Genomic DNA, 14,730 nt, shown 5'->3' on the forward strand with positions numbered 1-14,730 from the left:
TTGGCAAAAATATAATATTAGTGGAAAATGAAGAGGTTTATTTCAATTGAAATTCTGAAGTCGCCAATAATTTTTCATTCTCAAAAACATTTAGAGTGTAGGTTCCTTCCGCCAAAGATCCTTCCGGTACTGAAATAGCGTCACATACGCTAAATTCCTGCCCCATAAAAACCAGTTCTACGCGTTTGCTATATACATTTCCATTTACGGAAATGGTATTGGCATTATCCTCTATGACACCCATATTTGGATTTAAGAATTGCAGGTAGATAACCCGCTCCTCATTTTTAGAATTGGGATTTCCCATTACGGTAACACAACCCCTTAGTTTGGATATGATATTAGCCTTATTGGTTTTGATATGTTTACCACTTCTAAACCTAAAACCACTACCCTCAGAATTCTCCAATTTTAGATAGCTTTTGGTCTTAAGCTCCTGACTAAGTTCTTTGTTCTTTCTCCTAAGTGCAGCTTCGGCCTCCGCCAGTGAACTGCTCTTTCCCCTGAGTTCCTCGATCATCTTCCTAGTTTCCTCATATTTGTCCCCAAGGAGCATATTGTTATACTTAAGGAAATTGTTCTTCAGCTTGAGGCTATCATTTTTAGCCTCGAGCTTTCTAAGTTCGGTTTTGTATTCCTTTAATTTTTCGACTGTAAAATTTAAGCGGCCCACGGAATCCAACAACTGTTGCACCCTATATTTTGAATCCTGTAATTCTATTTCATTTACTTCATTAAGTGCAGAGAGCCTATCTACATCAGATTTCATCAAAGTAAGATCTTTAACAAGCAATTCTTTCTCTTGCTCCAAAAAACTGATGCGACTTTTGGATTGGGCATAACTATAATAGAAGGCAATAAGAATACCCAGTATAATAGCTGCCAAAGCGGCAAGTATTATCTTATAATTAAATTTATTATCTTCAGTATCCATCTAAAAGCATGCGTATTAAGTAGGTTAATAGTAATCTAGATTTGTGTATTCCAAGATTTCAAATATACTAAACGATATCAACACGGTCCTTCTACCAAGGCTATGTTTTGGATGTAATGCTCTATTATATAGAGGAGAAGAACATGTGTGTACCGTTTGTCGAAATCAATTACCACTCACCGAGTATACTTTTAACGCTGTAAACCCTGTTGACCGTATATTTTATGGAAGAATTAACATTATTAAAGCCAGTTCTTTTCTGTTTTTTACTGAAAAGGGAATTGTAAAAAGTATTATTCACTACCTAAAATACAAAAACCAAGAGCAAATTGGTGCTTTTTTAGGGAATTGGTATGGCCATATATTGAAGCAAAACAACTTTCTTAACAACATTGATTATGTAGTACCCGTTCCCCTACACCGAAAAAAATTAAAAAAAAGAGGTTACAACCAGGTTTCCCTATTTGCCAAATCGATAGCGGAACACATTGGTGCCCAATACCATGAAGGCGTCCTTATTAAAACCGCCAATACCAGGACCCAGACCAAAAAATCCAGAATACTAAGATGGCAGAACAAACAGGCCCTTTATGTTTTAACTGACTATGAAATATTCAAGGGCAAAAACGTATTGTTAGTGGACGATGTCATTACAACGGGGGCTACCATGGAGGTCTGTGCCACAGCCTTATCTGCAACTCAGGGAATTAATATATATGTTGCCTCCATGGCCATAGTACCTTAATTTTACAATTCTCCAAATTAGTTGTTTCTTTGTTGAACATTTTCATTATTGCTATGATCCAACGCATTTTAGGGTTTTTGTTTCTCCTTTTAACCGTATCGGCCCTTGTACAGTGCGCACGTAGAGGTGCACCCAGTGGTGGTGATAAGGATATTACGCCGCCGAAATTGGTAAAGGCAGAACCCAAGAATATGTCCATAAACTTTAATACCAATAAAATCCGATTGTATTTTGACGAATACGTTAAGCTCAAGGATATTGAAAAGCAACTTATTGTTTCCCCGCCTTTAAAGTATACTCCCTTAATATCCCCACAGGGATCGGCCAACAGATATGTAGAGGTTATCCTAAAGGATACCCTAAAAGCGAATACCACCTATACCCTAAATTTCGGACAAAGTATAATTGATAACAACGAGGGGAACCCACTTAGTTATTTTACTTACGTGTTTTCAACAGGGGACTATATAGATTCCTTAACAGTCTCTGGCGTGGTCAAGGATGCGTATAACAAGAATGCGGACACTTTTATAAGCATTATGCTTTATGAGATAGATAGTGTCTATACAGATTCTACCATCTATCGGCAACCACCAAATTATATTACCAACACCTTGGACAGTACTCCTATTTTTCATTTAAAAAATCTAAAAGAAGGAAAATATGCCATGTTCGGTGTAAAAGATGAGGCCAAAAACAACATTTTCAATCAAAAAGTGGATAAAATTGCCTTTATAAAGGACACCATAAATCTTCCAACAGATTCCGTTTATTTATTGACCATGTTTAAGGAATTGCCAGACTATAGTATTTCTGTTCCCAATTTTGCGGCAAAAAACAAGATTATTTTTGGATATCAGGGCAATGCAAAAGATATATCGATTAGAGCCCTAAGCAACATTCCGGATACGGTAAAAACCAAAATCACCAAAGAACGTGAAAAGGACACGCTAAACTATTGGTTTACTCCTTTTAATGCGGATTCACTGGTTTTTACAGTTGCCAATGAGAAGGAAAGCCTTATAGACACCTTTACCGTTAAAACAAAAAAAGTAGGCTTGGATACCCTTGTTGTACAGCCCAACCAAAGAGGAACCCTAGAGTTTGGAATTCCTTTTTACATTGGAGCCAATACTCCCATTTCCCGTATGGACAGTTCAAAGATAAGTTTGGCACGCAAGGATTCGACCCTGGTAAAATTCATGACGGCCTTGGATACTGTAAGTAATAAAATTGATTTTGATTTTGAAGTGGAGCCCAACGAAAATTATGCTCTGGAACTACTCCCAGGTGCCATAGTTGATTTTTTCGAAACCGAAAATGACACCATATCCATTAAACTGTCTACCAAAAGTTATGCAGATTTCGGGAATTTAAGACTTACCTTGGACGGGACTGTTACCTTCCCTTTGATAGTGCAATTAACAGACGAAAAAGGAGCTACCGTAAAAGAATTGTTCGCCAATGAACAAAAGGTCTTTGAATTCACCAATATTAAGCCGGCAAAATATCTTATTCGGGTCATATACGATAGTAACGCTAATCAAAAATGGGATACCGGGAATTACCTTCAAAGAATTCAACCAGAAAAAGTTACCTACTACCCCAATGTATTGGAAGTAAGGGCCAATTGGGAATTGGAACAAACCTTTACCCTTTCAAACTAAAATGGTCCTGGTCTTCCAAAAATTTTAATTTTTCCCTCGCTTCGGAAATATGTTTTTTATCCAAAGTGGCATAAAGTATCTTTTCTTCCTTCGAAAATACTATTGGTTCGCCAAAGACATTGTTAACAGTAGAATGGCCGGGATAACTATGCCCGGTATTATCCGTTCCCGTCCTATTGACACCTATTACATAAGCCATATTTTCAATGGCACGTGCTTTTAACAGTGCGTCCCAGGCATTAATTCTTGGCTGCGGCCAATTGGCAACATAGATAAGCACATCATAGTCCTCCGTATTCCTTGCCCAAACAGGAAAACGTAGATCATAACAAATTAGCGGACAGATTCTAAAACCTTTGAAGTTGATCACGATCCTTTTTTCACCTTTGTTATATATCTTGTCCTCACCGGCTAAGGTGAAGGTGTGTCGCTTGTCATAAAAAATCGATTTTCCGTCGGGCTCCACAAACCAAAGTCGGTTATAATAATGCCCGTCAGCAAAATAGACCATACTACCTATTAAGGCCATTTTTTTTCTCCCCGCTTCCTTTTGCATCCATTTTACCGTTTCTTCCCCTTCCTCCTTGGCAATATTCCAAGGAGTCATGGTAAAGGCGGTGGTAAACATCTCAGGAAGTATCACCAGGTCTACCTCCCCATTTATGGAATCGAGTTTCTTGGAAAAGTGTTCCCGGTTTTTTTCCGGATTCTCCCAAACTAGGGAGGATTGTATAAGTGCTAATTTAAGTTCATTTTCCATGGCCTAATTTCTTAATCACAATAGACATTGGTATGCTTTTCGGTCGTCAGTTTATAAAGTTGTCTTATTTGCGTATCCAAGATTCTGTCCACAGAAAGTTCAGGTAGATTATCGATATCAAAAAAAGCGGCTCCCTGCATATCAAAACCAGGCCTTAATTCTCCCTTTTCTATCTTACAGAGGAAAACCATTTTGTAAATATAAAAAGGCTGGGGAGGATGGGAGTGGCACTTCTTGTCATAAACTGCCAATAGTCTTTCTACCGTGGTTTGTAAACCTGTTTCTTCTTCAATTTCCCTGATCACCATTTCCGAAGGGGTAAATCCAATATCGGCCCAACCACCTGGAATGGTCCATTTCCCATCGATGCTCTCTTTGGCCATTAATAACTGGTTCTTATGGTTTAGTACAAAACCCCTTACATCAACCTTGGGAGTAGGATAGTCGGCCACCGGCATTAAAAATTCTTGCCAAGCTTTCAAGGGAACATCACTAATAAGACTAAGAAGTTGCAGGCCAATACTTCTTAATTCCTGATAGCGCTCCCGATTATAATCATCTTCACAGTACACCAGTCCCGTATCGGCCAATGCTTTAATTCTTTTTACAAGGGTTAATTGTTCCTGTAAATCCATATTTATCCTTGAGCATTTTCCAACAGTGCAATCAGCGATGGCTTTCCTTGCATTTTGGCATGGTCCAAGGCGGTAAGACCGCGAACGTCTTTGATCGTCGTATCTACACCTTTGTCCATAAGCATTTTGGCAATCTCTTCCCTATCGAAGGTTGCCGCATAAATAAGACAGGTAGCGCCCATAGTATTTCGTTCATTAATACTGGCACCTTTATCTATAAGCTTCTTGGCGGTATCCGTATAGCCTTTAAAGCAGACACCCATCAAGGCCGTATTACCAGAGGCATCCTTGGCATCTATTTTAGCGCCAGATTCCAATAAAAGATCGGTTATTTCCTCTTGATCGTAATAGGTAGACAGAATTAGGGGAGTAGACCCTCTTTGGTCTTTACTGTCCAAGAGTAAGGCGTTCTTCTTCAACATGGCCCTTACCTCATCGAAGTTCCCGTTTCTAATTTCGTTAAAGAAAAATTCGTTCATAGATAATTACCGTTAGTTAAATGTATAAAAAAACAATCACTTTAATAAACTGAAAATATAGTTTAAAGTAATAATTCCCATTAAACCCAATAAAACACATTTCATACCTAAAAAGAAAAGCTCCTTATCCAGAAGAAGTAATAATACCTTTTCCAACATAGTTTATAAACATTTGTCATTTAGCTAAACCTTCGTTAAAAGCTCTAATTCATTTATAGCTTGAATCTCTAGGGAACATTTGACATATTCAATACAAAAAATTAGTTGTCTTATAGGAATTTTTTCGCCTTTCACAATTTATAGCCATATTCCTACGTTTTCTTAATAAATTCCCCTAAAAGCTTATATAATTTTGGACACATTAACGCGTACGATTACAATAGAAGAAGCCCCTATTGCCATTGCCACATTAGATAACAATCTCTGTTTTATAAATTGTTCCACCCCTTGGCAACAAGAATTTATAAGCCCGGACAAAGAAATCTTTGGAAAATCTTTTTTTGACGTTGTCCCAAGTACCCCTAGGTTATTTCGAAGCGTCCTTGAAAATAGTTTTTCCATTGACGACAATATTGTGGAAGAACAAAAACATATTATGCCGGACGGTAGCAATAAATGGTATCAATGGAGTATTAAACCTTGGAAAGAGACAGATGGTACAATTGGTGGCCTAATCATAACCTGTACCAACATTACCAAGATTAAACGGGCTAAAGACCTATTGATTGCGGCCGAAAATGTAGCCAAAATGGGAGGTTGGGATTTGGATATGATTACCAATACCATTCATTGGTCCAGAATTACAAAGGAGATACATGAAGTGCCCTTAGATTATGTACCATGTTTGGAGACAGGGATAAATTTCTATAAGGAAGGAGAACATAGGGAAAAAATTACCGAGTTGATTCAGAAAGCTATTACCAAGGGTGAGGAATGGGATATAGAATTACAGATCGTTACCGCAAAAGGCAAAGAATTGTGGGTAAGGGCCAAGGGAATGCCGGAGTTTGTCAACGGAAAATGTGTTAGACTTTATGGAATATTTCAAGATATAGACAAAAAGAAAAAAGCCGAAATCAAGAATGCCCAAATTAAGGAAAGGCTAGACCTGGCTACCGAAGTGGCCAATATAGGAATTTGGGAATACAATTTACTTAAAGATGAGCTTGAGTGGAACGACGAAATGTTTCCTCTATTTGGTGTAAAACGCAAAGACTTCAAGGGCAATTTCGAATCCTGGAAGGCCACTGTACATCCAGATGACCTAGAGCGATGCTTACAGGAATTTGACATGGCCGTATCAGGAATCAAGGATTTTAAAACCGAGTTTCGGATCGTCCATCCAGATGGCACTGTAAAACACATTAAGGCCAATGCCGGTATTTTCAAGGACGATGAGGGAAAAATTATTAAAATGGTCGGAACCAATTGGGACATAACCGAAGTTGTTAACACCCAATTAAAGCTGAACAAAAGTGAAGAGTCCTTCCAGGGATCATTTAAGTCTTCCGCTGTAGGAATGGCACTGGTTGCAAAGGATGGTTCATGGTTGGACGTAAATGAAACCCTATGTCTTAGCTTGGGATATTCAAGAAAGGAGCTATTGCAGCTTTCCTTTCAGGATATTACACATCCTCAAGATCTTGAGAAAGATTTATCCCAACTACAAAGGCTTTTGGATGGGAAGGTTAATAGTTACCAATTGGAAAAAAGATACTTCCATAAAAAGGGAACCATAGTATACGTTGTACTCACCGTTACTGCCGTGAAGGATATAGAAGGTAATATTTCCCACTTTATTTCCCAGGTGGTAGATATTACAGCAAAAATTGAAGCCCAAAAGAAATCCGAAGAGTTCTTGGAATTGACCAAAAGTCAGAATAATAGTTTATTAAATTTTGCCCATATTGTTTCGCACAATCTACGATCGCACTCTTCCAACCTGTCCATGTTATCCAATTATTTAATAGAGGAACAAGGGGAAATTGAAAAAAGGGAAATTGAAACCATGATAGTGAATGCATCGGAAAGTCTAAACGAAACCGTTGCACATTTAAATGAAGTTGTACAGATCAGCACCGAAGCGGAAGGACAATTACAGGCTGTTTGTCTAAATGAAATAGTTAAAAACGTAGAGAAGAACATTAGCGCCCTTCTACAACAGAAAAAAGTAGAATGCCAAATCTCTATAGACCAATCCATTAAAGTAAAAGGCATACATGCCTATCTAGACAGTGTTCTACTTAATCTTTTTACCAACAGTGTAAAATACAGTAGCCCTAATAGAATTCCAAAGATTTCGATCCAAGCCACCAAGTCCGGAAATTTCATTATCTTAAATTTTAGGGATAATGGACTGGGAATCAATCTTGAGCGACATGGAAAAAAGCTGTTCGGAATGTACAAAACGTTTCATCAACATGAGGATTCGAAAGGTATAGGTCTTTTTATCACCAAAAATCAAATAGAGGCAATGAACGGAAAAATTGAAGTGGAAAGTGCCGTTGACAAGGGAACGCTTTTTAGAATCACCTTGGTTGCTGCATAAAAACTAAATAAAAATGGGGAAGATTGAAAGTAGTTGTATTATAGATGACGATCCTATTGCCATATATGGGATAAAAAAATCGATGAAGGAAATCGATTTCTGCAACACCGTAGTAGTCTATAAAAATGGACAGGATGCCATAGACGGATTGAATAATATGGTTGCGGAAGGGATAGCATTACCTTCCATTATTTTATTGGATCTAAACATGCCTATTATGGATGGGTGGGAGTTTCTGGACGATTTTATTAAAATTCCGAATAACAATACCAAAGCGGTAACTATTTATATTATCAGTTCCTCTATAGATCCACGGGATGTAATTAAGGCCCAAGATTATAGTTTGGTAAGCAATTACATTTTGAAACCTATCAAATCAGCCGATCTGCTTAGGTTACTGTCTGATGGTAGTAACTATTGAATTTACCTGATGCCCGGATTAAAATCGTCCGGAGCATTTTGAGGCTCATTGATAGTGCCCCATTCTCCAGAGTCATTATATATGGTCCATTCGCTAAAAGTATAAATGGGATTGGCTTCAGAATTATTTCCATTCCGTAGTGCCCTACCATCCTCATATTCATGGTTGGTGCCAGAGCCATCCTCGCCAATTACCCCAAAACTATCTATTACAGTTCCGAACGGATCCACCAATTCCAAATTATCATCGCCATTGGAATCTGCAGGACTATTTGTGGAAACACCATGGTTGGGTGGAAAACCATAGACCATTTCAAACTCTGAAGCATTTGGGGAAATAACAAAGGTACTATTACCTTCGATTATAAATCCTGACAAATCAATGGTAGAACTTATATCCGTATTATCATTGGTGTATCTTCTCAAGACCCACCCCTTTAAATCTAAAGGTTCGGAATCTGAATTATAAAACTCTACGAACCTTGCCCCTGTATTATTATCCGGATCCGCTAATTCCGAAATGAAAATTTTTGTTGAGGTAAATTCATCCACCAGATCCTCACAACGAATATCCTTAAAAACAATATCAGAAGTATCCCTTATTACCAATTGATAATCTTTATTGTCCTTTATTAAAACCCCCGTTATGGTTCCATTCCCTTCTGGCAAAAGGTTGCCCTGAAAATCGGAATACCCACTGTTAAGTAGCTCAAGTTCCAAATCTTCACAATTGGTCAAGGTCCTTATGGTTTCCTCCTCTCTTACGGCAAAGGTATGTCCCAATTCGGACAATAAAATCTCCATATTACCAAACTGGACCAAGGTGCTTATCATGGAATCATCCAACTCATTAATACCGACTGTTTTTGGTAGTAGCGAACCCAATGGATCACAGGAATTAAACAAATGCTGCCCAGCTATAGCAGCAGGCAAACGTCCTACAGCAGGGTTCCCAAAAGCACTAAAAACGCCGCCCAATTTAATTGCCCCTTTACTCATCCCCAAATAAAGCCCCTTGGTTTTTATAAGGATTTTAGAGCCCACTTCATAAAACAAATGTGAATCCCTTAGGTCAATTTCCAATTGTAGACCCTGAGTGGGGTTGACTAGATTGTCCTGGATGTGCAGAGTTCCAAAAAAGTTGCCTGCCAGATCTGACGATACCACATAACCCTCTATAACCCAATCTTCCTGAATCTGTATCAATTCATCCACATAATGCGCCTTTAACTCCCCTATGGTTAAATTGGCCGAAAGATCCGATACACAATCGGCTTTGGGAGTCTCAAAATTTTTATCCTTAACACAGGCCATTAGCAGGTATAAACCCAAAAGGCAAGTAACGTATTTAATATTGTTGATCTTGAAATTCATTATTCCATTATTTCTCTCCAGTCCAATTACAAAAGGGAACTTTAAAAACTAATAGCAAAATTTATAAAGTAGGTACGTCCATAGCCATACCAATATTTAGGTGCAAATGAGGGATTGCCGCTTAAATTGTCCTGCTGCAACTGTCCAAAATTACCGTTCCTGCTTTGTTCGTATCCACCAGTTCTAAAAACTGCATCAAAAACGTTGTTAATACTTGCAAAAACACTTATATACTTCCCCTTTTTCAACCAAGATTTACCCCCTAGCATATTCAATAAATAAAAATTGTCCAATTTATTTTGGGACAATAAGCGTTCTACATTTTCATCCGTAGCCTCTGGAAATGCCGAACCCGTATCTGGATCCAAATAAAAACTCTGTGTCCTTGTTATTGTAGAAATACTGGCATAATTATTCCCCAAATAGTTGGCAGTAGCCCCTATCCACCAATATTTGGGATCTCGGTATTCCACCCCTAGGGCAAATGCCTGTTGAGGCCCTTGGGACAATTTGTAATCCTTTACCTTTGCAATTCCCAAATCTATATTGCCATCAGGACTAAGGATATCTTCCTCTGCTCCGGCCGTATCAAAATTTATGGTTACAAAAGGGTCACTAGCATAAAGAAATTTGCCTATGGCAGCCGCTAGGGATAATTTCACCGCCGATGAAAACTGATACTCCAATCCCAGTTCCGTACCTAAATGGAGTTTGTCCAAATCCGTAAGGACTTCCTGCACAAAATCGCTGCCTACCCCTGCATCCACAAAGAAAAAATTAATATCGGTAATATTCTGAAATCTCGTGTAATAGCCGGTTACGCGTCCGGTTAAATTTGGAAGTCTTATATAATAATTAAGGTCTGTTGTTGTAATTGTTTCGCTTTGAATATCATTTACCAACTGGTTATTTTCCCTTGGGTTTATAAAAACATTTTGATACACCGGGGGCTTGGTTAAATACGCTCCGTTTAAGGCAACCCAATGCCTGCCGTTAAATTTATAGGTAAAACCAGCTTTAGCCCCAAAATTGGAAAACTCAACTTTTTCACCCTTTCCGAAGGAGGTATTCACAAAACGTTCATTCTTAAATTTACCGTCCCTTTGATAATTGGTCAAGGTATAATTAGCCCCCATGAACCCGTCCCATTTCGGATACCTTATACCGAATTGGGCAAAGGCATTATAGACTTCAGCTTTGATATTATAATGGTAGTTGAATAGATTGGATGTTATTTTATTAAGACTACCATCCCGGTCATTGTTTGTGTTGGAAAATGGGTCTATATCCTCATGATATTCAGCACCCAACAAATCGCTGATTTCTGCATAGTTATCCGAGTTCAAATTGGTATAATGCCCCCCTAAATCAATTTTAAGGTGGTCATTTAGGACGTAATTACCGATGGTAGATACATTATACTGTTGGTCCTCATTGGTATCCTCGTAGTAAATATAAGCGGCTTTGCCCTGGACGGACAAACTGGAATTTGCCTGATATAGATTGTTCCAATTTAATTGTGGATTTTTCAAGAATCCATCTTTGGCCATATTGGCCGCTATAAAATTGGCCCCAATGGGACTATTTATATAATAACTCGGTAAATATCTGTAATAAGTCTTATCGGGATTAGGGGCATCATAGTATCCCAACCTGCCTTTGGAATTGGTTCCAAATTGATAGGATATCCCCGAATTTAAGGTAAATTTTTTGGAGTTATAAAAGTGATTGAACATAAATATGGGCTCCACAATTTTCCGTTCCCTAGAGTTCCTGATTTTACCGTTTTGTGTTCCCCAATAAGGATTATATCTTTTCCCGGCCATCTGAAAAACTTCCTCGGTAATAGCAGAAGACCTTCCCCGACGATTGGAAGCCCAAATGCTTGTTAGATTGATGCTATGTTTGTCATCCAATTGATATTCAAAAGCACCAAAAAAAGAATAGGCATCGTACAAGGTACCATCAATATATCCCTGCTTTGCCCAACGTATAGAGGCCGAGACACTGTAATTGATGCCTTTTTGAGGCAGACCTGAGGAATAGGTAGCCATAAATCGGCCCGCATAGCTTCTATTGGCTGCCGAGGAAGACAAACGCATCCCTTTCCTAAAAGTGGATGGCCTGGTACTAATATTTGTGGTTCCCAAAATACCTCCAAAGGAGTAATCCGATGCCTGTAACCCATGGGTGAATTCCTGATTTCGTGTTACATCGTTAAGGCCGCCCCAATTGTTCCATTGAGGACGCCCGTCCATCAATTTGTTCATGGGAATGCCGTTTAGCAGGATAACGCCATTTTCCGAGCCATAGCCCCTTACACGAAAAAAAGCTTGACCAAAATCGAATGCCGCCCTATTTAGAAAAATATCCTTGGTAGCCTGTAACATGCCCGAGGTCATTGAAATACTTTCATCTTCCAACAATTCGGAATCCGTTAATGTTATTAAATTGTCCGTATTCTCCTGGACAATATCTCGATCCAAAAAAATAATTCCCAGATCCAGATCTTCTGTACCTAAAGAAATGGGCATTCTTTTAATTAGATAATCTTGGGCGGTGATCGATAGTATATAATCTCCAGGCTGTTTTACCGAAAGAACAAATTTTCCATCGATGGGATCAGGTTTTATAGGGGCAGACCCTGAAATCCCAATCTTGGCATATTCAATGGCTTCTTGAGTAACCATATCCTTTACAAAACCCTTTACATAGTAGATTTCCTGTGCATAAACCCAGATGCCCTGTAGTAATAAAAAGGATATTGCCAAACCATTTTTCATTGCTGAAGATGAAATATTTTAACAATTTGGTTATAAGATATTAATAATTGAGAGTTTATTCTTAATTTATTCCAAGAAAAGTTAATATATAGCTTACAGTATTCAAGAAATAATGTAATCCATGAGTATTACTTACACCTTATTTGTGACCTTCTTTGCAATTAGTGGTGCCCTAGCACAGGAGGCCAAGACGTACAAAATTAGAACCGTGGCCTTTTACAATTTGGAAAACTTGTTTGATACCGTTAACGACTCATTGACATTGGACGACGATCGTACCCCGGGTGGAAAGGACAATTGGACCATTGAAAGGTATAACCAAAAAATTTACAATATGTCCAAGGTATTATCGGAAATAGGAAGTCCCGAGGCCCTAAGTTCCCCAGACATTATTGGGTTATGTGAATTGGAAAATAGACAGGTAGTAGAGGACCTAACGAACCATCCCCATCTTAGCGAGAAGAACTATGGAATAATTCATTTTGATTCCCCTGATGAACGGGGCATAGATGTGGCCCTTTTATATAAAAAAACAGTTTTTCTGCCCACTTCATTTTCCAGTCTGCGACTATTGCTCACTAATGAAAACGACTATAGGGATTACACTAGGGACCAATTGGTAGTAAGCGGTATTTTAGACGGGGAGGAAATACATTTCATTGTAAACCATTGGCCTTCAAGAAGCGGAGGGGAAGCCAGGAGCAAGCCCAACAGAATAGAGGCTGCCAGACTAAACAAGAAGATCATAGATTCCATTTCAAAATTGAATCCAGAAGCAAAAATCATCAGTATGGGCGATCTTAACGACGACCCAATAGATGACAGTTTAAAAAAAATATTGAAAACCAAGGGAAAGCTTGCAGACTTGGAAAATGGCGATCTTTATAATCCTATGGAAATACTCCATAAAAAAGGAGTTGGATCCTTGGCTTATAGGGACCGATGGAACCTATTTGATCAAATTTATTTCACCGCCAATATGACTCAAGAATCGCCGGACCAATACCGTTTCTGGAAAGCAGGGGTATATAGTCCGACTTACCTAATTGATAAAAAGGGCCAATACAAAGGATATCCCTTACGTACCTATGCAGGAGGAAATTATATTGGCGGCTATAGCGACCATTTCCCAGTATATATCCACCTAATTAAGGCTGTAAACTAGACAATTATTGCGGAAGAACAATATTGATATTTCTCCACTTTACCTTAATACCGCCACCGTCATGTATCTGAAGGGCAATGGAGCCCTTACCTTCACCAATTTTATCATCGGTAATACTCACCATTTCCGTACCATTAAGCCATGAAGTTAATTTATTGCCAGACAGCTTAATTTTCATTGTATTCCACTCCCCTTCCTTGAGGACCTTGTCCTTTTCAGGATCTGGCTTAATTAGCCATCCTCTGCCATAGGATTCGTAAACACCTCCAGTATCATGGCCCGGGGGTGCAACTTCTACCTGCCAGCCACTAACTTTGGTGCCATCTACAGTAGACCTAACAAACACCCCGCTGTTCCCATTGGCTTCCTGTTTAAACTCCAAGGTAAGCTCAAAATCATCATAATATTTATCGGTGCCCAAATAACCATATTGTTTGTCCGGTCCGCTTTCAGAAACAAGCAGTCCATCTTCCACGTACCATTTTTCGGTGCCATAGACCGTCCAGCCCGATAAATCTTTGCCATTAAACAACGACATTTCCTGGGAGATCCCCGGTATGGCCATAAGGGCCAGAACAACAACTACTAAATTTTTCATATGGTACATAAATTAGGTTTATGATTTATTGATATTTTTAATTTGTTAAGATTAATACAACGGCCAATAGTTCAGCCTGTGCCCAAAGAACATTAATCTACCCAAAGACAATTAATTAATTGAGCCATTGTGCCCATGGAATTCTGCTAAGGATAAGAACCAATCCCAAACCATAAAAAATGGTAATAGTCTTAAACTTTCTTTTGCCTTCCAATACTTTTTTGTGTTTGGACCAGCCTACCGTAATAAAGACGACAGCAATTATATTGATAAACGGATGTTCTACGGCCAATAAACGGGATGCAGAGTTTAACCCGCCCATACCCAAGGTTTTTATGGCATTCAACCCATTGGAGGACACAAAATAGAGTACCAGGCCTACCAAGAGTTGCAGATGTGATAAAATAAGCGCAAAGAGGCTAATTCTAAAATCCTTTCTCAGAGTAAAATCCTTATTTCCTGTCCATCCCAAAATACCATTGGCCACAGCTAAAAACAATACAGCCAATACCACATAGGCAAAATAAGAATGTAAGGCGAGAATCCATTGATGTGCTAATCCGTAATCTTCCATAGTTTTTATTTTAATTTATAAATGTAAGGATTTTTGGGAATAAAAAAA

General features: G+C 38.6%; 13 protein-coding genes. 5 read left to right on the forward strand and 8 right to left on the reverse strand.

Features of this window, described 5'->3' with window-relative positions:
* Positions 1 to 37: 37 nt before the first annotated feature.
* Positions 38 to 934 (reverse strand): AAA family ATPase, encoded by an 897-nt coding sequence (locus LV92_RS04730; RefSeq protein ID WP_111622507.1) that lies wholly within the window; start codon positions 932 to 934, stop codon positions 38 to 40.
* A 145-nt stretch (positions 935 to 1,079) separates the two neighbouring features.
* Here LV92_RS04730 and LV92_RS04735 point away from each other — a divergent pair, with 145 nt between their 5' ends.
* Together LV92_RS04735 and LV92_RS04740 are read left to right on the forward strand one after the other, a co-directional pair.
* Positions 1,080 to 1,679: a ComF family protein gene (locus tag LV92_RS04735; protein WP_245946263.1), complete on the forward strand. Its 600-nt coding sequence runs from the start codon at positions 1,080 to 1,082 to the stop codon at positions 1,677 to 1,679.
* Positions 1,680 to 1,708: 29 nt separating this feature from the next.
* Positions 1,709 to 3,346 (forward strand): Ig-like domain-containing protein, encoded by a 1,638-nt coding sequence (locus tag LV92_RS04740; protein ID WP_317046754.1) that lies wholly within the window; start codon positions 1,709 to 1,711, stop codon positions 3,344 to 3,346.
* Here the strand turns inward: LV92_RS04740 and LV92_RS04745 are convergent.
* Genes LV92_RS04745 through LV92_RS04755 form a run of 3 tightly spaced genes read right to left on the reverse strand, consistent with a single transcriptional unit; the run spans position 3,330 to position 5,220 of the window.
* Entirely contained in the window at positions 3,330 to 4,106 is a 777-nt protein-coding gene (locus LV92_RS04745; protein ID WP_111622510.1) for an amidohydrolase, read from the reverse strand. The two genes, LV92_RS04740 and LV92_RS04745, sit on opposite strands and share 17 nt — an antisense overlap.
* Before the next feature lie 11 nt (positions 4,107 to 4,117).
* Positions 4,118 to 4,741: an NUDIX hydrolase gene (locus LV92_RS04750; RefSeq protein WP_111622511.1), complete on the reverse strand. Its 624-nt coding sequence runs from the start codon at positions 4,739 to 4,741 to the stop codon at positions 4,118 to 4,120.
* A gap of 2 nt (positions 4,742 to 4,743) precedes the next feature.
* Positions 4,744 to 5,220, reverse strand: a complete 477-nt coding sequence (locus LV92_RS04755) for an ankyrin repeat domain-containing protein (protein WP_111622512.1) — start codon at positions 5,218 to 5,220, stop codon at positions 4,744 to 4,746.
* Between the two features lie 352 nt (positions 5,221 to 5,572).
* Between LV92_RS04755 and LV92_RS04760 the strand changes: the two genes are divergently transcribed.
* Positions 5,573 to 7,768, forward strand: coding sequence for a PAS domain-containing sensor histidine kinase (locus LV92_RS04760; protein WP_111622513.1), 2,196 nt, complete (start codon positions 5,573 to 5,575; stop codon positions 7,766 to 7,768).
* Positions 7,769 to 7,781: 13 nt separating this feature from the next.
* The gene (locus LV92_RS04765; protein WP_111622514.1) at positions 7,782 to 8,189 is read left to right on the forward strand and encodes a response regulator; all 408 of its coding nucleotides are present in this window, start codon (positions 7,782 to 7,784) and stop codon (positions 8,187 to 8,189) included.
* A gap of 2 nt (positions 8,190 to 8,191) precedes the next feature.
* Here LV92_RS04765 and LV92_RS04770 read toward each other — a convergent pair whose 3' ends face one another.
* Together LV92_RS04770 and LV92_RS04775 are read right to left on the reverse strand one after the other, a co-directional pair.
* Positions 8,192 to 9,562: a DUF5689 domain-containing protein gene (locus LV92_RS04770; protein ID WP_111622515.1), complete on the reverse strand. Its 1,371-nt coding sequence runs from the start codon at positions 9,560 to 9,562 to the stop codon at positions 8,192 to 8,194.
* Between the two features lie 41 nt (positions 9,563 to 9,603).
* On the reverse strand, positions 9,604 to 12,345 hold the full coding sequence (locus tag LV92_RS04775) for a TonB-dependent receptor (RefSeq protein WP_111622516.1): 2,742 nt from the start codon (positions 12,343 to 12,345) through the stop codon (positions 9,604 to 9,606).
* Positions 12,346 to 12,466: 121 nt separating this feature from the next.
* Here LV92_RS04775 and LV92_RS04780 point away from each other — a divergent pair, with 121 nt between their 5' ends.
* Positions 12,467 to 13,510, forward strand: a complete 1,044-nt coding sequence (locus LV92_RS04780) for an endonuclease/exonuclease/phosphatase family protein (RefSeq protein WP_111622517.1) — start codon at positions 12,467 to 12,469, stop codon at positions 13,508 to 13,510.
* A 4-nt stretch (positions 13,511 to 13,514) separates the two neighbouring features.
* On the opposite strand, the gene LV92_RS04785 is transcribed toward LV92_RS04780, so the two are convergent.
* The gene (locus LV92_RS04785) at positions 13,515 to 14,108 is read right to left on the reverse strand and encodes a 3-keto-disaccharide hydrolase (RefSeq protein WP_111622960.1); all 594 of its coding nucleotides are present in this window, start codon (positions 14,106 to 14,108) and stop codon (positions 13,515 to 13,517) included.
* A 115-nt stretch (positions 14,109 to 14,223) separates the two neighbouring features.
* Positions 14,224 to 14,682: a hypothetical protein gene (locus LV92_RS04790; protein ID WP_111622518.1), complete on the reverse strand. Its 459-nt coding sequence runs from the start codon at positions 14,680 to 14,682 to the stop codon at positions 14,224 to 14,226.
* Positions 14,683 to 14,730: the final 48 nt, after the last annotated feature.

The sequence above is a fragment of the Arenibacter echinorum genome, from assembly GCF_003259375.1.
Taxonomy (GTDB): Bacteria; Bacteroidota; Bacteroidia; order Flavobacteriales; family Flavobacteriaceae; genus Arenibacter; species Arenibacter echinorum.

What these genes read in the sequence shown, in the direction of transcription:
- LV92_RS04730 (WP_111622507.1), bottom strand. Translation starts at nt 934, where the DNA reads ATGGATACTGAAGATAATAAATTTAATTATAAGATAATACTTGCCGCT.
- LV92_RS04745 (WP_111622510.1), bottom strand. Translation starts at nt 4,106, where the DNA reads ATGGAAAATGAACTTAAATTAGCACTTATACAATCCTCCCTAGTTTGG.
- LV92_RS04750 (WP_111622511.1), bottom strand. Translation starts at nt 4,741, where the DNA reads ATGGATTTACAGGAACAATTAACCCTTGTAAAAAGAATTAAAGCATTG.
- LV92_RS04755 (WP_111622512.1), bottom strand. Translation starts at nt 5,220, where the DNA reads ATGAACGAATTTTTCTTTAACGAAATTAGAAACGGGAACTTCGATGAG.
- LV92_RS04765 (WP_111622514.1), top strand. Translation starts at nt 7,782, where the DNA reads ATGGGGAAGATTGAAAGTAGTTGTATTATAGATGACGATCCTATTGCC.
- LV92_RS04770 (WP_111622515.1), bottom strand. Translation starts at nt 9,562, where the DNA reads ATGAATTTCAAGATCAACAATATTAAATACGTTACTTGCCTTTTGGGT.
- LV92_RS04775 (WP_111622516.1), bottom strand. Translation starts at nt 12,345, where the DNA reads ATGAAAAATGGTTTGGCAATATCCTTTTTATTACTACAGGGCATCTGG.
- LV92_RS04780 (WP_111622517.1), top strand. Translation starts at nt 12,467, where the DNA reads ATGAGTATTACTTACACCTTATTTGTGACCTTCTTTGCAATTAGTGGT.
- LV92_RS04785 (WP_111622960.1), bottom strand. Translation starts at nt 14,108, where the DNA reads ATGAAAAATTTAGTAGTTGTTGTTCTGGCCCTTATGGCCATACCGGGG.
- LV92_RS04790 (WP_111622518.1), bottom strand. Translation starts at nt 14,682, where the DNA reads ATGGAAGATTACGGATTAGCACATCAATGGATTCTCGCCTTACATTCT.